The sequence below is a fragment of the Pseudoalteromonas phenolica genome, assembly GCF_044788725.1.
GTDB lineage: Bacteria > Pseudomonadota > Gammaproteobacteria > Enterobacterales > Alteromonadaceae > Pseudoalteromonas > Pseudoalteromonas phenolica_C.
This window is the reverse complement of the sequence record NZ_CP173161.1, coordinates 3,324,685-3,346,027: the sequence shown is the minus strand read 5'-3', so window position 1 is coordinate 3,346,027 and position 21,343 is coordinate 3,324,685. Positions and strand designations below refer to the sequence as shown.

Genomic DNA, 21,343 nt, shown 5'->3' with positions numbered 1-21,343 from the left:
GGAGTTTCATGACATGGTAAAGCAATGGTTTAAGTCAGGATCTCCTTGGATCTGGATGACAGGTGGTGCAGTTAGCATCAGTTTAATCTCGGTTATCGGTTTATTAGCGATGATCGCGTGGAAAGGTCTAAGTTTCTTCTGGCCATCAGAAGTGGTTGAGTTAAAGCTTGAAGGCTCAGTGCCAAAGCAAACTGTGATTGGTGAGATTTATGACCGTGAAATGGTGCCTAAATCTCGCTTAGAAGCAGCGGGCTATGATTTATCGGCGTACCAAGATGAATATATTGAGCGTATCTTGGTAAAAACGGGTAACCGTGAATATGTAGACCTAGATTTCCGTTGGATCTTATCAACAGACATCCAGTCTCAAACTAAGCCAGAAGCAATGGTGGTATTTGAGCGTAGTAAAAACGGTAACTTTTATGGTTACGTAGAGCGTGTAATCGAAGACGGTAAAGAAGTTATCAATGCGCCTAAAGAACGCTTAGTTGAACTGGTTGAGCGTGCTGTAGATTTAAATGAAGAAGCACTTGATCTTCAAAACGGTGATATTGGTCACATTAACTATGAACTTGAGCGTCTGCGTTTAAAAGAAAAGAAATATGTACTTGATAACGCCCTAACTGAAGAAGTATTGGCTGATTTAGAGTCTCAACGTGCAGAGCTTCGTGCAGAATATAAAGTATTAGAAGCACGCTTGTTTGAACTTCGTAAAAAAGCGAAGCGTGACCAAGTGGTTGTAAGAGACATGCGTGGTGAGCTTGTTACTTTACCTATCTATCAGGTATTAGACTTGTGGTTCCCTAATGACATGGGCTTCTTTGCAAAGCTAGGCCACTTCTTTGTTCAGTCAGGTAAGTTTATTTCCGATGACCCGCGTGAAGCGAATACTGAGGGTGGTGTATTCCCTGCAATCTTCGGTACTGTTTTCATGGTTATGCTAATGGCTGTGATTGTGACGCCATTTGGTGTAGTTGCTGCAATTTACTTACACGAGTATGCGGCTAAGAACGCTGTGACTAAGATGATCCGTATCGCGGTTATCAACTTAGCGGGTGTACCATCGATTGTTTATGGTGTATTTGGTCTTGGTTTCTTCGTTTATATGTTAGGTGGTTCAATTGACCAATTGTTCTATCCAGAAGCTGCACCAAGCCCTGTATTTGGTACGCCGGGTGTGATTTGGTCGGCATTAACCTTAGCTATCTTAACGCTGCCTGTGGTTATCGTTTCGACTGAAGAAGGTTTATCACGTATTCCAAGTTCAGTACGCCATGGTTCATTGGCACTGGGTGCGACAAAAGCTGAAACGCTATGGCGCATTATTGTACCAATGGCAAGTCCGGCAATTATGACAGGTTTAATCTTAGCAGTAGCACGTGCAGCAGGTGAGGTTGCGCCACTTATGCTAGTAGGTGTTGTGAAAATGGCACCGACGTTACCGATTGACGGTAACTTCCCGTTTGTTCACTTAGATCGTAAGTTCATGCACTTAGGTTTCCACATCTATGATGTAGGCTTCCAAAGCCCGAACGTTGAAGCGGCGCGTCCATTGGTTTACGCAACCGCATTCTTACTGGTCAGCGTTATCATCGCATTAAATATTACCGCGATTGGTATTCGTAACCATTTACGTGAAAAGTTCCGTTCTCTTGAACATTAATAGTAAAGTATATAACTAGGTATTTTAGAAATGATTACAGTAGCTCCTGAAGTGAATAACACAAATCAAGTTAAATTAGATTTAGCTAATTTGAGCGAAGAGCAAACCGCGTTAGAGATCAAAGACCTAGATCTTTACTATGGTGACAAGCAAGCGCTTAGCAAAATCAATATGAAAATCCCTAAGGGTCAGGTAACAGCATTTATCGGTCCATCGGGTTGTGGTAAATCAACACTATTACGTTGTATTAACCGCATGAATGACTTAGTTGATATCTGTCGCATCGAAGGTGAGATTAATCTTCATGGTCAGAATATCTATGACAAGAGCGTAGACGTTGCGGCACTTCGCCGTAACGTAGGTATGGTATTCCAAAGACCAAATCCATTCCCTAAATCAATTTATGAGAATGTGGTATACGGCCTACGTCTACAAGGTATTAAAGACAAACGTAAGCTAGATGAAGTGGTTGAGCGCTCATTACGCGGTGCAGCGTTATGGGACGAAGTTAAAGATCGTCTTCATGACAGTGCGTTTGGTTTATCAGGTGGTCAGCAGCAGCGTCTAGTGATTGCCCGTTCAATTGCTATCGAGCCTGAAGTATTACTGCTAGACGAACCAACATCGGCACTTGACCCGATTTCAACTTTGGTAATCGAAGAGCTGATCAACGACCTGAAAGAAAAGTATACGGTTGTGATTGTAACGCACAACATGCAACAGGCCGCACGTGTTTCTGACCAAACGGCTTTCATGTATATGGGTGAACTGATCGAATACGCTGACACAAACACGCTATTCACAACGCCTTCTAAGAAGAAGACGGAAGACTACATCACGGGTCGTTACGGTTAATAGCGAGCGAGAGGAATAAATCATGGAAAACAATTTAAATAAGCACATCTCTGGCCGCTTTAATGAAGAGCTAGAAAATGTTCGTAACCACGTATTAAGCATGGGTGGTTTGGTTGAAGAACAATTAAACCTCGCACTTGACGCAATCAACGACAACGATGCAGACAAAGCACGTAAAGTCAGCGAGAACGATTACAAAGTTAATGCCATGGAAGTAAACATTGACGAAGAGTGTACCCGTATCATTGCTAAACGCCAGCCTGCGGCAAGCGATTTACGTCTAGTGGTTGCGATTGCTAAGACCATTGCTGATCTTGAGCGTATTGGTGATGAAGCAGAACGTATCGCACGTGTTGCACTAGATTCATTTACTAAAGATCAGCAAGATTTATTGGTGAACTTAGAGAATATGGGTCGCCAAGTATCGAAGATGTTGCACGATGTGCTAGATGCTTTTGCGCGTATGGATGCGCAAAGTGCTTTTGAAGTGCATAAAGAAGACGCAAAAGTAGACCGTGAATATGAAGCGCTAACGCGTCAAATCATGACGTACATGATGGAAGATCCACGCTCTATCCCTAAAATCATGGATTTAATTTGGTCTGTACGTTCATTAGAGCGTATTGGCGATCGTTGCCAGAATATTGCTGAATATGTAATTTACTTTGTAAACGGCAAAGATATTCGTCATACATCTCAAGAAGATATCGCTAAAACTCTTTAGTTGATAAAGCCCTGACTGCGTTGAATTTTTATGATTCAGCGCAGCTTAATCTGTTTTTTGGGCAAAAATCCATTCACAACCTCTGCTAATGCTGTAAAATTCACACCGCAAAGCATATAAATATGATTTAAGGGTCAGTTATGCCTACTAATGCGTTTTTAGGAGTATTTGCTAAATCTCCTATTAAGCCAATTGAAGAACACATTAAAATCGTACATAAAGCTAGCAGCTCTTTAGTACCGTTTTTTAATCATGTATTCAAATCAGAGTGGAATGAAGCAGAAGCGCTTCGTGTAAAAATCCGCAACCTTGAACGTGAAGCAGACGTATTAAAGCGTGAAGTAAGGTTACATCTTCCTCGCGGTTTATTCATGCCTGTTGAGCGCACCGATTTATTAGAGTTGATCACGCAGCAAGATAAAATTGCTAACAAAGCGAAAGACATCGCTGGTCGCGTTGTTGGTCGTGAAATGGTGATCCCTCAATCAATTCAAAATGACTTCCTTGCTTATCTTGAGCGTTGTGTCGATGCAACTAAACAAGCCTCTAAAGCTATTAATGAGTTTGACGAGCTACTGGAAACAGGATTCCGTGGTCGTGAAGTAACTCTAGTTGAAAGCATGCTTGAAAAGTTAGATGCAATTGAGCAAGACACGGATGAAATGCAAATCAAGATCCGCCAAGAGCTTCGTGCTATCGAAGGCGAACTTAACCCTGTTGATGTCATGTTCTTATACAAGATCATTGAGTGGGTAGGTGAACTTGCAGATATCGCAGAGCGTGTTGGTTCTCGACTTGAGCTAATGTTAGCTCGCTAATCGTTTTATTCGTATTTAAAATTTAAGGTTTAACAATGGATATCATTGCTAACTATGGTTCCATGCTGATCCTAATTGCTGCGGCAGTAGGTTTCTTCATGGCATATGGTATTGGTGCAAATGACGTTGCAAACGCCATGGGTACTTCAGTAGGCTCGAAAGCACTTACCATTAAACAAGCGATCATCATTGCGATGATCTTCGAATTCGCCGGTGCATACCTTGCAGGTGGTGAGGTAACATCGACAATCCGTAAAGGCATCATTGATGCGGCGCCATTTATGGATATACCTGAGTTAATGGTACTGGGAATGATCTCAGCATTATTCGCTGCAGGTTCTTGGTTGTTATTAGCGTCTTTACTGGGTTGGCCGGTTTCGACTACTCACTCTATCATCGGTGCAATTATTGGTTTTGCATTGGTTGCAGTAGGTAGTGATGCGATTCAATGGGGTAAAGTTGCCGGTATCGTAGGTAGCTGGATTGTTACCCCTGCAATTTCAGGCTTCATCGCATATCTCATCTTTATGAGTGCGCAAAAGCTAATCTTCGACACAGATTCACCATTACAAAATGCCAAGCGTTATGTGCCTATTTATATGGGTCTAGCTGGCTTTGTTATGTCGCTTGTAACCATCAAGAAAGGTCTTAAGCACATTGGTATTAACCTAGGTGCGGTTGAAGGTTATGCGCTTGCAATTGGTATTGCTGTGGTTGTGGGTATCATTGGTAAAATGGCAATTAACCGCCTGAAAATGGACCCTAAAGCAGACAAGCAAATGCAGTTCAACAACGTGGAAAAAGTATTCGCTATCCTAATGGTACTAACGGCATGTTGTATGGCATTCGCACACGGCTCAAACGATGTAGCAAACGCGATTGGTCCATTAGCGGCAGTTGTGAACATTGTTGAGCACAACGGTGAAATTGCTAAGAAAGCAGCGCTTGCTTGGTGGATCCTACCGCTAGGTGGTATCGGTATCGTAGTTGGTCTTGCGGTCCTAGGTAAGAAAGTAATTAAAACAATTGGTGAAGGCATCACGCACTTAACACCAAGCCGTGGTTTCGCTGCTGAACTTGCAGCTGCATCAACGGTAGTTATTGCATCAGGTACTGGTCTACCTATCTCTACAACACAGACGTTAGTAGGTGCTGTATTAGGTGTAGGTATGGCGCGTGGTATCGCTGCACTGAACATGGGTGTAATTAGAAATATTGTGGTTTCTTGGGTAATTACATTGCCAGTCGGTGCTGCACTTGCTATTGTTATATTCTACATTCTAAGAACCGCTTTCGGCGTGTAATTAGACTTACAGACTTTTAGCTTGAAAAGACCTCAGCATCACGGTGCTGGGGTCTTTTTATATCCTCCACACTTTAAATATCTAATACCAACCCTCAATAATACTTAATCATTTTGAGGGACTAAAGCTGCCGCTAACCACGTTAAAAATTTCTCATTTAGAACAACTAAATAGCAAAATTTTCGCCTTGCCTACATGGATGTAGGTACCTCAGCGATAGCAGGAGGCGTGAGCGGCGTTATCGACAAGCTTTCCTTGCCTCAAAAAGGTCACTTAATTAAGAGGATTGGTATAAGCAATTGATCTTATCCGTTTTACTCTGAGTGCTTCATCGTTATACTGAATGCAATTTGAGTTTGCTTAGAGAAAACCGTGACAAACCTACCTAGTATTAAACAACTCCAGTATTTAATTGCAGTTCATCAGCATCAACATTTTGGTCGTGCCGCCCAGGCGTGTTTTATCGGTCAATCGACTTTGAGTACCGCAATTCAAACCCTTGAAGAAACTTTAGGCAGTCAATTAATTGAGCGAGAGAACCGTAGCTTAATGTTTACCGAGTTAGGTGAAGAAGTGGTTGCGCGTGCCAAGAAGATTGTTGCCGATACTATGAGCATTAAAGAGTTCACTGAGAGCTTTAAAAACCCGCTTTCAGGCAAATTAGTCTTAGGGTTAATTCCTACTATTGCTAGCTTTATTGCCGCACCGCTTTACCAATTTTGTCGTGAAGCTTTCCCAAATTTAGAACTGATTTTGATTGAAGACACCAGTGATAAATTATTGGCTCGCCTTGAGCAAGGGCAGATAGACATGGCGATGCTAGCATTGCCTTATCAAACTGAGAAGTTCCACACTAAGGTACTGACAAAAGATAGTTTCTCTTTGGTTTATCACAAAAGCTACCCGCTAAAAGATATCGATGATTACAACTTGCTGCCAGATCAGAGTGTGTTTTTACTTGAAAGAGAACACTGTCTGACAGGTCATGCCCTAAGTGCTTGCCACCTTAACAAACATGAGTGTATCAACCCATTCGAAGCGAGTAATTTGCATACCTTATTGAGCATGGTGGAGTATCAGCATGGTGTGACATTCTTACCGCAAATGGCACTCAATGCAGGCATATTGTCTGGTAAAGATTTAGCCGTGAGAAAGTCGGGCACTGATGCGTATCGTGAGATTGGTTTGATTTGGCGAAAAACCACGGGTCGTATTCGTGATTTTCGTTTATTCAGTGAAGGATTATTGCCATTCATCACTGAACAATGTGATTGCGAAAAATAAATTTCATTTTTGGCAAACTTTTTTAAAACACCTTTCGACTAACTAAACAGAGATTATCAATTAGGGTTTAAAGGTGTTTTTTCAAAGCCAAGACAAACTCATACAAAAAGCCCAACAAGGCGATCAAGCTGCTTGGCTCAAGCTTATCAAGCAGCATGAAAAGCAGGTGTATAACCACTGTCTTCGCCTGACTGGCAATAGCCATGATGCGCTTGATTTAATGCAAGAAGCTTTTATGAGTGTCTATCGCTCTTTGCATAACTTTCATGGCCAGAGCCAATTTAAGACTTGGTTATTTTCAGTGACCCAAGCGCGCTGTATGGACTTCTTTCGTAGGCAAAGGCAGTCCAGCCCGCTTGAAGAAGTCTCTGAAGCTGCCCATACACCCAGTTGCCCAATTCAATTACAAAGTGACAATCAACATATTCATGCTGCGCTACAGGCTTTACCGTTCGAGCAGAGACAAATTGTTGAACTGAAGTTTTTTCAGCATTTCACTTTCGAAGAAATCGCTGAGCAACTGGCTATTTCGCCAAATACCGTTAAATCCCGTTTATATAGTGCGCTTGGAAAAATGAAAGCGCCACTGGAGGTGATCCGTGTCGAATCATGAAATGACGTCCCATGAATTACTTGAGAAATGGCTTGATGGTGAGCAGCTCACAGAAGCACAGCAAGCTCAAGTTCTAGCTAATCCAGAAACTAAGCCGCTGTTTGAAAGCGCGCAATCTTGGCAGAGTATGGCCAGCAGCTATGTAGAGCAAGAGGTGCCATCTGATACGCCCATAGTCATGCATGAGTTTAAGCAAGCCGGTCGTGCTCAAAGGAGTTGGATGCAGTGGGGGATGGCGGCTTGCGTTGGTTTTTTGAGTGTTTTATCTGTTCAGTTATGGCAACAAAATCAAACTCTGGAGCAAGGCTTGGTAATACAACAAAGCCAAATAGCAAAACAGCAAGACACCATGCAGCAGATTTTAGCCCAGATGCAAAAGAGCCAAACTTTGCAAGCCGATTTAACCAATCAAGTGTTACTCACAAACCGTGCGGAACGTGAAGTGGCACTCGATGATTTACTGGCATTTTTGCAAACGCAAAGAGCCCAAGATCAAGCGATTTTACGTTTACAACTCAATGAACTTGCAGAGCAAGTTGAACATGCGCCAATACAAACCGTTGCGCATAATGGAGGTCAATAATGAAAACTTTACTCTCTTTATTATCAGTTGCAGTGCTAAGTGCAACATTTTCAACCGCAGCGACCACAGAGCAAGATATTGCTAAATTACAACGCGAAGTAACCATTTTTCAACGAGTTGTGAGCACAGCATTAAAGCATGATACCCAAGGGCAGGTGCAGAATGTTGAAGGTTATTATTTAGCAGATCAGGGCTTAGTTTTTGATGTGAGTTTACGCGGTAAGAGCATGTTCGATTGGCGTAAACATATTGAAGGCATGCGTGATTTACATGGTTTTTCTGAGATCCCGTCTCCAGACTTCTCTTCTCTTGAAATGCAAATGTCTGAGCTTAGCGATAACTTAGCTGATGTATCAAAGGAAGCTTATCAGGTTGCGTTAGAAGCAGTACGTCAAGGTGCTGAACAAATTCGAGAAGTCGCAGAGCAAGAGCGCGAGACGCGTCGAGAGTTGCATGAGCTAGAGCGTGCAAAGCAAGAGCTGAATTACATGCTAAAGCGTCAAAATGAGAAAGACAAAGAGCTTGAGCAGCATCATAAAGACATCGCCAAGCAAATAGCCCAACTTGAAGCTGAAAAAGCAAAACTCGCTGAAAATAAAACGCAGTTGAAAGAAAGATTAGAAAAAGATAAACAAAAGCGCCAAGCGCAGCAACAAGCACAGCAAGAGCTGTTGAGAACGACCGTGACTATGAGCTTAGCAAATAGCTTATGTGATTACGGAAATGGGTTACGGGGAGTGAGCGAAAATGAACATGTTAGTTTTAAATTCTCACCTTCATATCAGCAAGAAAAACATATCTTAGTATTTAAAAAATCAGATATAGAGTCGTGTGTGAAAGGTAAAATCAATGCGGAGAAATTTGCTAAGCGCGCAACACAGTACGCATTTTAGAATAAGTTAACCTAAGCTTAGGTTAATTTAGCAGCTTTACTACAACAAAAGAGGGCAATCATAGCCCTCTTTTTTCCAAGATATCAATGACTCGATTGACGCATTTGCGTTTGCTCATTGAGATTTGGCAAAAACAGCAAATAGACCCAAACGACCAAATTAAAATATGGGATCAAACTGAGTACAGTGAACACAAAAGTGGGATACCCTTTCTTTTGCGTACTTTGATAACACTGAAATGCAATAATACAGTGTAAGATCAGCAAAAAAGTAACTAAGAACAGCATAACAACCTCCTTAACTTTCCTATTGTGATATTTATCAATCCTTGAGATGTCGTGCTAAAGAGTTGAAATCTTATTTATTAGCAGACATCGATTTCACATAGGTTTTATTATAGAGCAGAAATCGTTAAGTAAAAGTTCAGTTATGTATAAAATTGTTACGCGACTGTTTTCTCAGGCAAAATAGTTGAAATTTCTTTTTTGAGCTGAGCGATAGGCATAGGCTTAGCAATAAAGTAGCCTTGTCCATAATCGATACCAATTTCTTTTAATGCTTCAAAAATCTCTTTACTTTCAACATATTCAGCGACAGAGTGCTTATCTAATGAGTGGCTGATGTCATTCACGGCTTTTACTAAAGCAAGATCAATGGGATCATTGAGCATGTCACGAACAAACGAGCCATCGATTTTCACATGTTGAGCTGGTAGCTGTTTTAGGTAGCTAAACGTGCTAAAGCCAGTACCAAAGTCATCGATAGAGAAATGGCAGCCGAGCTGATTCAGTTTTCTGATCATAGCCTGTGTGGCTGATAGGTTATTAATACTCGCTGATTCTGTGATCTCAAAAATTACTCGACTCGGGTTCACCTGATATTCAATTAAGCAATCTTGAATATGTGGTAATAATCGCTCGTCTAAAAACGAATGTGCAGATAAGTTGATTGCTACCTGAGTTAATTCAGCATGTTCAGAGAGCGCTTGTATTGCATGTTTTACCACACATTGATCCATCAAAAAGGTATCGTTTAGTAGCTCAAGAGCAGGAATAAATTGGTTCGGGTAAATCAGTTCATCGTTAACTTTTAAACGCAGCAGGGTTTCGAAGTAAGCAATTTGTGCATGTTTAAATGACCAAATTGGCTGATAATGCAGCTCAACTTGCTCATTCTGGAGTGCTTGACGAACGGCGTGACCCCACTCTAAACCGCCCTGTAAGGTGTTATTTTCGGCGTCATCTTTGTTGTAACAATGTACTAAGTTTCTGCCTAAGCTTTTAGCAATATAAAGGGCAATATCAGCTTGCTTTAAGCATTCGTTAGCATCGTGGTTGTTTGCGGTAATTTGAGCTAAGCCAATTGAACAGCTAATTGAATAGCTGTTTTCTTCAGAGTGGAACTCATGCTTGTCGATGGCCATGCAAATACTTTCGGCAATGATATGCGCATCAAGCAAGCTGACCTCTTTTAAAAGCACGGCGAATTCGTCGCCGCCAATGCGGAAAATTAAATGCTCGTCACTAATATTATGGCCAAATAACTGTGCGACTTCTTTTAAGATGATGTCGCCTTGCTGATGACCTTTTGAGTCATTGATGATCTTGAAGTGATCTAAGTCTATGTATAAAAGCGCATGCTCAGATAATGAGTCGGTACTCATAGTCTTACATAGACCTTGTAACTGCTGGTCAAAGTAATAGCGATTATGCAGCCCTGTCAGCGTATCATGCAAAGCCAAATGGCGAAGCTGTAACTCAGCTTGTTTACGCTCGTGGATATTATCTATAGTTGCAGTGATAGTAACGGCACTGGTGGTATTTTTGATTAACTGAAAACGACACTCAACCCATACAGAAGTACCATTCTTTTGCATAAGCTGCATTTCAAGCTGGGCATAGCGCTGCTCGCTTGAGCGCACTTTGGCTAAATGCTTATTCAGCTTATGTTGATCTTCTTTAACAATAAAATCGCGTAATGAGACGCCTAAGCTTGCTTTTAAGCCATGACCAGAAAGGGTTTCCCAGGCCGGGTTGATAAAGCGGATCTTAGCTTCGGTGTCTAGTTCCATTACCACTGTGTTTAAGTGCAATAGAATACGTTGGTGTGCAGAGAATAAGTCTTTGTATCGTCGTTCACTCTGGCTTAATTGAGAGACCTTATCGGCAAACTCTGCGTAACTCACCATGAAATCTTCACGGCGAGCGGCGTGATCACACACCTTGTTTAAAATGGGAAGATTATAAGGTGCTCTTACAAAATCGGTTACGCCCATGAGCAGTAGTTGTTCGGCATCGTTAACATCTTTGCTGTCAATGATGGTGACAACCGACTGACTTGGTTTTTGAGTGAGAATATTACCGACCAGTTTTTTACTTTCTAATGAGGTTTCACCAGAGGTATTTATTAACACGATGGCATAATTATTTTGTAAAAACAGAGAATGGGCATCTTGTGTCGTGTTTACCACAGTACAGGCAAAACTAAATTCAAGTTGCTGGCAAATCTCATCTGCTCGCTTGTGATCAGGCTCAAACAATAAAAGATCAAGCCGACTGCTTTTTTCTAATTGAGTCGATAAAACATTAGCAAGTAGTTCAGGAAGTTGCTCGTGTTTTTCAAAAGGCAACACAGCATCAATGCTATAACTTCTGGCGGTTGTTTCAGCAATACGTTCGCAGTAAATAGGGGGCGTAAGTACAATAGGGGTGTGTTTGGGTGTTTCAAGTAACCCAGAGCGAACCATACGTGCAAAACGCCAACCATCAATTTTTCCGACATCGAGTCCGGTAATGATTAAATCAACGGCTTGCTGTTTTAATCGTTTTAAGGCTGTTTGTGTGTCTTCGCATTCAATGATCTGAAAGACTTCTAATTTATTGAGGGTGTGCATAATGGTTGCGCGTTCAGACTCACAGGCATTTACGATGAGCAATGAAAGTTGCCTTGCCATACTTATACCAACCTCAATACATTTTTTGTCATTGTTGACTTTACCTTCTTGTCACCGAGCATGTTTTTATTTTTCTTAAAATTTTCTTTTAATCTCGGTAATTAGCTGTTTCTTAAAACATTGCTTCAAAGACCTAGGTTAATGCTATTTTTACGCACTTACAAGCACTTGATTAAGTGTTATAGGAACACTAAACTTGGCCGCTGTTTTATAACTTGAGGTGTTGTCATGCGCGTTGCTGACTTTAGTTTTGAACTTCCAGATGAGCTGATTGCTCGTCATCCAATGGCCGATCGTACTGCCAGCCGACTACTTACACTCGATGGTAATACTGGTGAGCTAGGTCATAAAGTCTTTAAAGATCTGATTGATTTCTTAAATCCGAACGATCTGATGATTTTCAACAATACCAAAGTGATCCCGGCACGTATGTATGGCCAAAAAAGCACGGGTGGCAAAGTCGAAGTTTTAGTTGAGCGTGTGGTAGACGAGCATCGAGTGCTTGCCCATGTACGTTCAAGCAAGTCGCCAAAAGAAGGTGCAACTCTAATTCTTGAAGGTAAAGCAGAAGCAACCATGGTGGCGCGTCATGGCGAGTTGTTTGAGCTTGAATTTAAAGGTGAACAGACTGTTTTAAACATTCTTGATGAAATTGGTCATATGCCTTTACCACCTTATATTGACCGTCCTGATACGGATGAAGATAAAGCGCGTTATCAAACAGTTTATAATGAAAAGCCAGGTGCAGTTGCGGCACCGACAGCGGGCTTGCATTTTGACGAAACGCTGCTTGAAAAGATCAAAGCGAAGGGCATCGAAACGCAATTTATTACTTTGCATGTTGGTGCAGGTACCTTCCAGCCTGTGCGTGTAGACTCTGTTGATGAGCACGTAATGCACTCAGAGTATATTGAAGTGTCGCAAGAGGTGGTTGACGCAATCAAGAAAACCAAAGCTAATGGCGGCCGAGTAATTGCAGTTGGTACTACATCTGTACGTTCATTGGAATCTGCTGCTAAGGCAAGCGAAGGTGAATTACAGCCGCTATATGGTGATACAGATATCTTCATCTACCCAGGTTACGAATTCCAAGTAGTGGATGCCATGGTAACTAACTTCCACTTGCCTGAGTCGACTTTGATCATGTTGGTAAGTGCGTTTGCAGGTCAAGATCATATTCTTAATGCCTATAACACGGCGATTGAGAAGCAATATCGTTTCTTCAGCTATGGTGATGCGATGTTTATTACCAAACAAGATAAATAACCAAAGCTCAGGTTAAATAATCTTCATTAAGATGACATTATTAAGGCCCTGAAACTCAGGGCCTTGTTGTTTTAAGCTTCTCCTATCTTTCTTCATCTTTAATTTCTTAGTTTTCGCCCCAATAATTAGAATTCACACTGTAAACAGGGTAGAATCGTGCGGTTAAAATCAGCTCTAAAAATAAACGTATCGGCGTTTATAGAACTAGTGTTGGACTGTTTTTCCGACTTTTGAGGTAGCTATGAAATTTGAATTAGATTGCACTGATGGTAAAGCCCGTCGCGGCCGTTTGATTTTTGATCGCGGTGTGGTTGAAACCCCTGCATTTATGCCTGTAGGTACATACGGTACTGTAAAGGGCATGACGCCAGATGAATTAAAAGACACAGGTGCACATATCTGCTTAGGTAACACTTTTCACCTAATGCTTCGTCCTGGTACTGAAATCATCAAGCAACATGGTGATTTGCATGACTTTATGAACTGGGATAAACCAATTCTAACTGACTCAGGCGGTTTCCAAGTATTCAGCTTAGGTGCAATGCGAAAAATTACTGAAGAAGGTGTTATGTTTAAATCGCCAGTAAATGGTGAAAAAATCATGCTTTCGCCAGAAAAAGCGATGCAAGTTCAGCGCGATTTAGGTTCAGACATCGTGATGATTTTCGACGAATGTACGCCTTATCCTGCAACTGAAAAAGAAGCCCGTGACTCAATGGAGCTTTCACTGCGCTGGGCAAAACGTTCGAAAGAAGGCCATGGCGACAATCCTTCGGCGTTATTCGGTATTATCCAAGGTGGTATGTATCCTGAGCTTCGTGCAGAATCTCAAAAAGGGCTAGAAGAAATTGGCTTTGATGGCTATGCACTCGGTGGTTTATCTGTGGGTGAACCAAAAGAAGACATGATCAACATCCTTGATCACTGTGCTTATAAAATGCCTGAAGACAAGCCTCGCTATTTGATGGGCGTAGGTAAACCAGAAGACCTAGTTGAGTCGGTGCGTCGTGGTATTGATATGTTTGACTGTGTTATGCCAACGCGTAATGCGCGTAACGGTCACTTGTTTATCACTACGGGTGTTATTAAAATCCGTAACGCAGTTCACAAAACAGATACAGGTCCATTAGATCCTGAGTGTGATTGCCATACATGTAAAAATTACTCGCGTGCTTATTTACACCATTTAGATAAGTGTAATGAAATCTTAGGTGCACGTTTAAATACCATCCATAACTTACGTTTTTACCAACGTGTGATGGAAGGCCTAAGAAATGCGATTGCCGAAGGCAAGTTAGACGAATTCGTAGAAGATTTTTACGCTAAACGTGGCCTACCTGTGCCGCCATTAGCTGAAACTGAATAATAAATTTTAAATATAAGAGGAAGTGTTATGAGTTTATTTATCTCGACTGCGCATGCAAGTGCTGCTGCTCCAGCACCAGCTGGCGGCGGTATGGAAATGCTTATCATGCTAGGTGTGTTTGGTCTGGTATTTTATTTTTTAATTTACCGCCCACAAGCGAAGCGTGTAAAAGAGCATAAAGATCTTATGGGTGCCTTAGGTAAGGGTGACGAAGTACTAACGCAAGGCGGTTTAGTGGGTAAAATCACTAAGGTTGCTGATGATAAAGACTTTGTTGTTATTGCGCTAAATGATCAAACAGAAGTCACAGTACAAAAATCAGCAGTATCAGCTGTGTTGCCAAAAGGCACAATGAAATCGCTGTAATCTAAAAACAAAAATAAAAAGGTAAAGCCTGTGTTAAACAAGTATCCAATGTGGAAGTACTTACTTGTTCTGGCTGTATTAGCGATTGGTATTTTATATGCCACACCAAACCTGTATGGCCGTGATCCGGCCATACAGGTTTCTGGTACTAAAGGTGCCAGCGCTGATCTAAGCGTGCTAGATAAAGTAAATGACACTCTAAAAGAGAACAACATCACAGTTAAATCTTCAGCATTAGAAAACGGTCAAGTATTGGTACGTTTTACGAATGTTGAAGAGCAGTTAAAAGCGCAAGACCTATTGCGTAATAGCTTATCAGATGACTACATTTCAGCTATCAACATGAGTCCAGCACAACCAGAATGGTTGAAGAACATTGGTGGTAATCCAATGAAGCTAGGTTTGGACTTAAGTGGTGGTGTTCACTTCACCATGGAAGTTGACATGGTCACAGCATTAGACAATGCGTTAGAGACTATGGAGCAAGACTTTAAGAGTGATTTACGTGGTGAAAAGCTTCGTTATCGTTCGGTCCGCCGTGTTGCGGGTGTAGAGCGCGTACAAGTGATCATGCGTAACGACGAAGACAAAGACGCGGCAGAGCGCTTTTTAAAGCAGCGTTACCCTCTGTATAACTTTGTCGATGATAGCAGCAACAGCTTGGCATTCTTCGCGAGTTTGAGCGATCAGAAGTTCAAAGAAATTCGCGCTTATGCAATCAAGCAAAACGAAACGATTATTCGTAACCGTATTAACCAACTTGGTGTAGCTGAACCAAACGTACAGCAACAAGGTGCTGAGCGTATTATCGTGCAATTACCTGGTGTGCAAGATACAGCACGAGCGAAAGAAATTTTAGGTGCAACGGCAACGCTTGAGTTCCGTGAAGTTGATGAAAATGCTGACGTACGTTCAGCAGCAGAAGGCCGCGTGCCTCCTGGCACTGAAGTTATCATGCACAAAGACGGCTACCCTGTTGTTCTGAAAAAGCGTGTGATCTTAGGTGGTTCTCATATCACAGGTGCACAATCAGGTTTAGATGAATACTCTCGTCCGCAAGTAAGTATTAATCTTGATGGTAAAGGTGGCGCGAAAATGAGTGCCTTTACTAAGCGTGCAGTTGGCAAGCGTATGGCAACTGTATTCATTGAGTACAAGCCATCGGGCAAAAAAGACGAAAATGGCAAAGCGCTTCCGCCAATTAAGGTTGAAGAAGTGATTAACGTTGCAACCATTCAAGCTCGTCTGAACAACTCATTCCGTATTACAGGTATTGATAACCCAGCTGAAGCCCATAACCTGAGTTTACTTCTACGTGCAGGTGCACTGGTTGCGCCAATTCAGATTGTTGAAGAACGTACTGTAGGTCCAAGCCTAGGTCAGGAAAATATCGAAGCGGGTATGACGGCTGTGGTTCTTGGTTTTGCATTTGTACTGGCATTTATGTTGATGTACTACAAAGGCTTTGGTCTGGTTGCAAACCTTGCGTTAGGCGCAAACTTAGTATTAATCATAGGTGTAATGTCGATGATCCCTGGTGCGACACTAACACTGCCTGGTATCGCTGGTATCGTTCTAACAGTAGGTATGGCGGTTGATGCTAACGTACTTATCTTTGAACGTATTCGTGAAGAATTGGCCGACGGCCGCAGTCCTCAACAAGCGGTTCACCAAGGTTACGACAGTGCATTTAGCACCATTTTCGATGCTAACATCACAACCTTAATTGCAGCGGTTATCTTGTTCTCTGTGGGTACAGGTCCTATTGCGGGCTTCGCAGTGACACTTGCTATCGGTATTATCACATCAATGTTTACAGCGATTGTGGGTACACGTGCGGTGATCAATTTAGTGATCGGCGGCAAGCGTATTAACAAGCTTTCAATCTAGGAGACGGATATGCAGTTATTAAAATTAAATGACACCATCCGCTTTATGTCAGCGCGCAAGCTTACTATGGCTATTTCTGCGCTTTTAATTCTGGCATCAATTGCTTCTATGGCAATTCGTGGATTGAACTTTGGTTTAGACTTTACTGGCGGTACTGCGGTAGAAGTTGGTTTTTCTCAGCCTGCTGATCTATCTAAGATCCGTAGTGTACTTGCAGAAAATGGCTTTGCTGATGCATCGGTACAGTTGTTTGGTTCAAGCCAAGAAGTACTCGTTCGTCTTGCGCCTCGCGGTGACGGTGTAAAAGCTGAAGTAATTGGTAACCAATTAATTGATGCTTTGAAGCAAGCCGATAGTAGCGTAGAAATGCGCCGTATTGAGTTTGTTGGCCCAAGTGTGGGTGAAGATTTAAAAGAGCAGGGCGGCCTAGCGATGCTAACCGCGCTGATCTGTATCTTAATCTATGTTGCGTTTCGATTTGAATGGCGTTTCGCGGTAGGTGCGGTTGCAGCACTATTCCACGATGTGATTTTAACTATGGGCCTATTCTCTGTATTAGACTTAGAGTTTGATTTAACTATTTTGGCTGCAATCTTGGCTGTAATTGGTTACTCACTGAATGACACCATTGTTGTATCTGACCGTATTCGTGAAAACTTCCGTAAAGTACGTATTGATGACACCATTGAAATCATCAATATTTCACTGACACAAACACTAAACCGTACATTAGTCACATCAATCACGACTATTCTCGTATTGATTGCACTATTTGTATGGGGCGGCCAAACCATTCATGGCTTCGCAACTGCGTTACTATTTGGTGTGTTCATTGGTACTTACTCTTCTGTTTATGTTGCAAGCTCTGTTGCGGTTGCGATGGGTGTGAGCAAAGAAGACTTAATTCCAGTAGAAGTTGAAAAAGAAGGCGCAGATTTAGACGCAATGCCTTAATCGCAGCGTCTAGCTCAAAAAAACGTTTTAAAAGCCGTATGTGAATTCACATGCGGCTTTTTTATTTCTGAACCATTTGAACACACAAGGCTCAAAGTGGTTATAATACCAATCCTCAATAATACTCAATCATTTTGAGGGACTAAAACTGACGCTAACTTCGTTGAAAATTTCTTATTTAGAACAACTAAATAGCAAAATTTCCGCCTCGTTATCGACTAGTTTTTCTTGCCTCAAAATAGACCGCTTAATTAAGAAGATTGGTATAATGAAAAGGGTAATTTAAATAGGTAAGTTTATGAAAAGGTTATTAATTGCTGTATTTCCTTTGGCATTCGCGCTATCAGGCTGTAAGGTCAATGAGGGAGAAGCATACGAAAAGGATAAATCTCCTGAAGAGCGCAGCGAATATGTAGGAGTTGAGGGGTTGTCTCAAGCACAAGAAGATCAGCTATATCTGATGGACAAAGAGCTTCGCGAGAAGTGTAATGAAGCTAAAATCAGTTATGCTGTGGCAAAATCAAATAGCAATGAAAAAGAAGCTCAAGCACAAAAGGCGATCATCGCAAATACCTGCAAAGGCAAATAACGGAGGCTCTAATCTGAGAATAGCTTATGTAATCTAAGTTCATCCGAAATTAGAGAATATAGAAAACCTTATAATTTTATGACAATGATATTTCATTCTGTTTGTTAAAGAGTATAATGAGAATTGTTTTCAATAATAATTACGAGGTTTTCATGAAAGCTAGGTTGGCAATTCTATTTACAAGCCTTGCACTGACAGCATGTTCGGAGCAAGTTGAGCAACAAACACAGACCACTGAAGCAGCGCCTGCTAAAGTAACCAACTTAGATACCTATAAGCAGCAAGCACAAAGCTTACTTGGTGAGATCAGAGCTAACGGTGCATCTCAAAAGCTAGAGCAAAGCTCACAACAACTTGTTGCTACCTCTCGTCAATTACTAGCAGAATTCACAGCTAAATATCCAGTGTGCGACAGCTACCTAACCGCACTCGATAAAGCGGCTGATATCATTCCAACACTGCCATTAGAAGAAATTGAATCTGGTTACCACAAAGACGGCAAGCTACCTAAATACGACTCACCTGTGTGCTACCACGCAAAAGATTTATTGGTGCACCCTGCAACCGTACAAGCTATGGCTGCGCAAGGTATGCAGTTTGAGTCGGCATATGAAGACGCTGAACTTGAAATTGTTGAAGTGATTGCGCATTTCGATCAAGTTGAAAAAGCACTTCGTTAAATGACTGAAAAGATAAAAGTGGCGCTCACTCAGCGCCATTTTTATTTTACATTAGCTTAGCTTACTTATCTTGGCCTGTGAGTCGCAAAAACTTCTCAGCCAAAGTATCTAAATCTTCTTTGTGATTAGGATCGGGTTTTATGCAATCGATCGGACAAACACTCACACATGTTGGGGTGTCGTAATGGCCGACACACTCAGTGCATTTATTCGGATCAATTTCATAGATCTTCTCCCCCATGTAAATGGCCTGATTAGGACATTCAGGGTCGCACATATCACAGTTGATGCATTTTGAATTGATCAACAGCGCCATGATTTAGGCCTTTTTAAATGGGTTACGCGTATCTTCTTGATCGTTTAGGTTACGCATCAAAATCGCGTGATCTAAGTCGATATTTTCAGGTAGAGGAATTTTCACAATGTGACCAGAGCCTTTAGCATCGTCAATTTTCTCACCTTTCTTGTTTTCCATATGCTCAAGGTTGAAGCTGATGTTGCCTTGTGGTGTCATCAGCTCAAGACTATGGCCTGTACAGAATTTATTCTTAACATCAATCTCAACTAAGCCATTGTCTAGGCGACCTAATACTTCACCCACAAATTGCTGTTTGTCAGAAACTGAATGGCCGTATTCATAGTTTTGGTAATCTTGGTGAGCGTGGCGCTTTAAGAAACCTTCGGTATAACCACGGTGTGCTAAATTCTCAAGAGTACGCATTAGATTTGGATCGAATGGTTTGCCTGCCACTGCGTCATCAATGGCCTTGCGGTAAACTTGCGCTGTGCGTGCCACATAGTAGAAAGACTTAGTACGACCTTCAATCTTTAAGCTGTGTACGCCCATTTTTGTTAGCTGATCAACATACTGCACCGCACGTAGGTCTTTCGAATTCATGATGTACGTACCATGCTCGTCTTCAAATGCAGGCATATATTCGCCCGGACGACCTTGCTCTTCTAACATGAATACTTCGTTGGTCGGCGCGCCTTCACCAAGAGTTGGGATCACGGATTGTGGGTCGATTTTGTGCACTACATCGCCGGTTTCTGTTTCTTTACCTGGTTTAACATCATATTCCCAGCGACATGCATTGGTGCACGTGCCTTGATTCGGATCGCGCTTATTGATGTAACCTGATAATAAGCAGCGGCCAGAGTAGGCCATGCATAATGCACCATGTACGAATACTTCTAACTCGGTTTGTGGGCACAGCTCACGAATTTCAGCAATTTCTTCAAGCGATAATTCGCGCGATAAAATCACCCGCTCAATGCCTTGTTTCGCCCAAAACTGCACCGACGCATAGTTTACTGCGTTAGCTTGTACAGAAAGGTGAATAGGCATATCTGGCCATTTATCACGGACTAACATGATTAAACCAGGATCAGACATGATCAAGGCATCAGGTTTCATGGCAATGACAGGTTCAATGTCTTTTAAGTAGGTTTGCACTTTTTTATTGTGCGGAGCAATGTTTGAAACCACATAAAGTTTTTTATTGAGTGCATGAGCTTCGTTAATACCCAATTCTAAATTGGCTAAATCGAATTCATTATTACGCACACGTAAACTGTAACGTGGTTGGCCTGCGTATACTGCATCGGCACCGTATGCAAAAGCATAACGCATATTTTTCAAGCTACCTGCAGGCGATAAAAGTTCAGGAACAAACATAGTAAAAACCTCTTACATTGAACTGAGTTCTGGTCAGCTGTTTCGGTCAGAATTGACGGTTTTAAGACTTAAACAGTGCTTCAAAATAACGGCAATAAGTTAAGTCATAATAAAAAAGCGGCGTAGTCTAACTATTCACATGCATGTCATGTTTGATGTGGATCATATTTTTTGACAAAAGCCAGATTTATCCCGAAAAATGAAAGGATCAAGATGTAGTAGGTTTTTAGAGCTAAAACGCGTATAATTCGCGCCCGTAAATATTCAACAATTATTATTGGAGCTAAAAAGATGGCTTTAGAGCGTACTTTTTCAATCATCAAGCCTGATGCGGTAGCTAAAAACCACATCGGTGCAATCTACAACCGTTTCGAATCTGCAGGTCTTAAGATCGTTGCTTCTAAAATGGTTCACCTTTCTCAAGAGAAAGCTGAAGGTTTCTACGCAGAGCACAAAGAGCGTCCTTTCTTTGGTGCACTAGTTTCTTTCATGACTTCTGGTCCAGTAATGGTTCAAGTTCTTGAAGGTGAAAACGCTGTTCTTAAGAACCGTGAAATCATGGGTGCTACTAACCCTGCAGAAGCGCTAGCTGGTACTTTACGTGCAGACTACGCTGACAGCATCGACGAGAACGCGGTACACGGTTCTGACGCTCCTGAGTCAGCTGCTCGCGAAATCGCTTACTTCTTCGCTGAAGAAGAAATCTGTCCTCGTACTCGCTAATCGCGAATCGAACAGAGTAAAGAAGGGCTCTCGGGCCCTTTTTTAGTCCTTGTTGCTTTTGCAAAGTCAGTTTTTATAGCTATTTTTGCAAAATCATCAACAATATTTGAGTGTGTTGGTTGATTTTTATACAATGCACCG

General features: G+C 41.8%; 21 protein-coding genes. 17 read left to right on the top strand and 4 right to left on the bottom strand.

Annotated features, from left to right (window positions below):
- Positions 1–13: 13 nt before the first annotated feature.
- The 9 genes from pstA to ACH784_RS15120 all read left to right on the top strand — a co-directional run bounded on the left by pstA (position 14) and on the right by ACH784_RS15120 (position 8,737).
- Complete coding sequence (pstA, locus tag ACH784_RS15160; protein WP_404391590.1) at positions 14–1,663, top strand: phosphate ABC transporter permease PstA; 1,650 nt, start codon at positions 14–16, stop codon at positions 1,661–1,663.
- Between the two features lie 30 nt (positions 1,664–1,693).
- On the top strand, positions 1,694–2,518 hold the full coding sequence (pstB, locus tag ACH784_RS15155) for a phosphate ABC transporter ATP-binding protein PstB (protein ID WP_058028771.1): 825 nt from the start codon (positions 1,694–1,696) through the stop codon (positions 2,516–2,518).
- 22 nt (positions 2,519–2,540) lie between these two features.
- A complete protein-coding gene (gene phoU / locus ACH784_RS15150; protein ID WP_404391588.1) occupies positions 2,541–3,242 on the top strand; it encodes a phosphate signaling complex protein PhoU in 702 nt (233 codons plus the stop codon).
- Positions 3,243–3,382: 140 nt separating this feature from the next.
- Entirely contained in the window at positions 3,383–4,060 is a 678-nt protein-coding gene (locus ACH784_RS15145) for a TIGR00153 family protein (RefSeq protein ID WP_404391586.1), read from the top strand.
- A gap of 35 nt (positions 4,061–4,095) precedes the next feature.
- Complete coding sequence (locus ACH784_RS15140) at positions 4,096–5,364, top strand: inorganic phosphate transporter (RefSeq protein ID WP_404391584.1); 1,269 nt, start codon at positions 4,096–4,098, stop codon at positions 5,362–5,364.
- 372 nt (positions 5,365–5,736) lie between these two features.
- A complete protein-coding gene (locus tag ACH784_RS15135) occupies positions 5,737–6,648 on the top strand; it encodes a hydrogen peroxide-inducible genes activator (RefSeq protein WP_138479716.1) in 912 nt (303 codons plus the stop codon).
- 73 nt (positions 6,649–6,721) lie between these two features.
- Entirely contained in the window at positions 6,722–7,261 is a 540-nt protein-coding gene (locus tag ACH784_RS15130) for an RNA polymerase sigma factor (protein WP_404391581.1), read from the top strand.
- On the top strand, positions 7,248–7,844 hold the full coding sequence (locus tag ACH784_RS15125) for a hypothetical protein (protein WP_404391579.1): 597 nt from the start codon (positions 7,248–7,250) through the stop codon (positions 7,842–7,844). Before ACH784_RS15130 ends, ACH784_RS15125 begins: the two co-directional genes overlap by 14 nt.
- A complete protein-coding gene (locus tag ACH784_RS15120; RefSeq protein WP_404391577.1) occupies positions 7,844–8,737 on the top strand; it encodes a hypothetical protein in 894 nt (297 codons plus the stop codon). The genes ACH784_RS15125 and ACH784_RS15120 overlap by 1 nt, the downstream gene beginning before the upstream one ends.
- Before the next feature lie 83 nt (positions 8,738–8,820).
- Here the strand turns inward: ACH784_RS15120 and ACH784_RS15115 are convergent, their stop codons facing one another.
- Both ACH784_RS15115 and ACH784_RS15110 read right to left on the bottom strand, forming a co-directional pair.
- A complete protein-coding gene (locus ACH784_RS15115) occupies positions 8,821–9,024 on the bottom strand; it encodes a hypothetical protein (protein ID WP_404391575.1) in 204 nt (67 codons plus the stop codon).
- 155 nt (positions 9,025–9,179) lie between these two features.
- Positions 9,180–11,690, bottom strand: a complete 2,511-nt coding sequence (locus tag ACH784_RS15110; RefSeq protein WP_404391573.1) for an EAL domain-containing protein — start codon at positions 11,688–11,690, stop codon at positions 9,180–9,182.
- Positions 11,691–11,918: 228 nt separating this feature from the next.
- Here ACH784_RS15110 and queA point away from each other — a divergent pair, with 228 nt between their 5' ends.
- From queA to ACH784_RS15075, 7 genes are all read left to right on the top strand, one after another.
- Positions 11,919–12,956, top strand: coding sequence for a tRNA preQ1(34) S-adenosylmethionine ribosyltransferase-isomerase QueA (queA, locus tag ACH784_RS15105; RefSeq protein WP_404391571.1), 1,038 nt, complete (start codon positions 11,919–11,921; stop codon positions 12,954–12,956).
- A gap of 241 nt (positions 12,957–13,197) precedes the next feature.
- A complete protein-coding gene (gene tgt, locus ACH784_RS15100; protein ID WP_404391569.1) occupies positions 13,198–14,322 on the top strand; it encodes a tRNA guanosine(34) transglycosylase Tgt in 1,125 nt (374 codons plus the stop codon).
- A 27-nt stretch (positions 14,323–14,349) separates the two neighbouring features.
- The gene (gene yajC, locus ACH784_RS15095) at positions 14,350–14,688 is read left to right on the top strand and encodes a preprotein translocase subunit YajC (protein ID WP_058028783.1); all 339 of its coding nucleotides are present in this window, start codon (positions 14,350–14,352) and stop codon (positions 14,686–14,688) included.
- A gap of 30 nt (positions 14,689–14,718) precedes the next feature.
- Positions 14,719–16,578: a protein translocase subunit SecD gene (gene secD, locus ACH784_RS15090; RefSeq protein WP_404391567.1), complete on the top strand. Its 1,860-nt coding sequence runs from the start codon at positions 14,719–14,721 to the stop codon at positions 16,576–16,578.
- A 9-nt stretch (positions 16,579–16,587) separates the two neighbouring features.
- On the top strand, positions 16,588–17,532 hold the full coding sequence (gene secF / locus ACH784_RS15085; RefSeq protein WP_404391565.1) for a protein translocase subunit SecF: 945 nt from the start codon (positions 16,588–16,590) through the stop codon (positions 17,530–17,532).
- A gap of 298 nt (positions 17,533–17,830) precedes the next feature.
- On the top strand, positions 17,831–18,121 hold the full coding sequence (locus ACH784_RS15080; protein WP_404391563.1) for a hypothetical protein: 291 nt from the start codon (positions 17,831–17,833) through the stop codon (positions 18,119–18,121).
- 152 nt (positions 18,122–18,273) lie between these two features.
- A complete protein-coding gene (locus ACH784_RS15075; protein ID WP_404391561.1) occupies positions 18,274–18,801 on the top strand; it encodes a hypothetical protein in 528 nt (175 codons plus the stop codon).
- A 61-nt stretch (positions 18,802–18,862) separates the two neighbouring features.
- On the opposite strand, the gene ACH784_RS15070 is transcribed toward ACH784_RS15075, so the two are convergent.
- On the bottom strand, positions 18,863–19,117 hold the full coding sequence (locus ACH784_RS15070) for a YfhL family 4Fe-4S dicluster ferredoxin (RefSeq protein WP_404391559.1): 255 nt from the start codon (positions 19,115–19,117) through the stop codon (positions 18,863–18,865).
- A gap of 3 nt (positions 19,118–19,120) precedes the next feature.
- Positions 19,121–20,479 carry a tRNA 5-hydroxyuridine modification protein YegQ gene (gene yegQ, locus ACH784_RS15065; RefSeq protein WP_058028789.1) on the bottom strand — a complete coding sequence of 453 codons (1,359 nt, stop codon included), beginning with the start codon at positions 20,477–20,479 and terminating at the stop codon, positions 19,121–19,123.
- Between the two features lie 291 nt (positions 20,480–20,770).
- Between yegQ and ndk the strand changes: the two genes are divergently transcribed.
- Entirely contained in the window at positions 20,771–21,202 is a 432-nt protein-coding gene (ndk, locus tag ACH784_RS15060; RefSeq protein WP_058028790.1) for a nucleoside-diphosphate kinase, read from the top strand.
- The last annotated feature ends 141 nt before the right edge of the window (positions 21,203–21,343 follow it).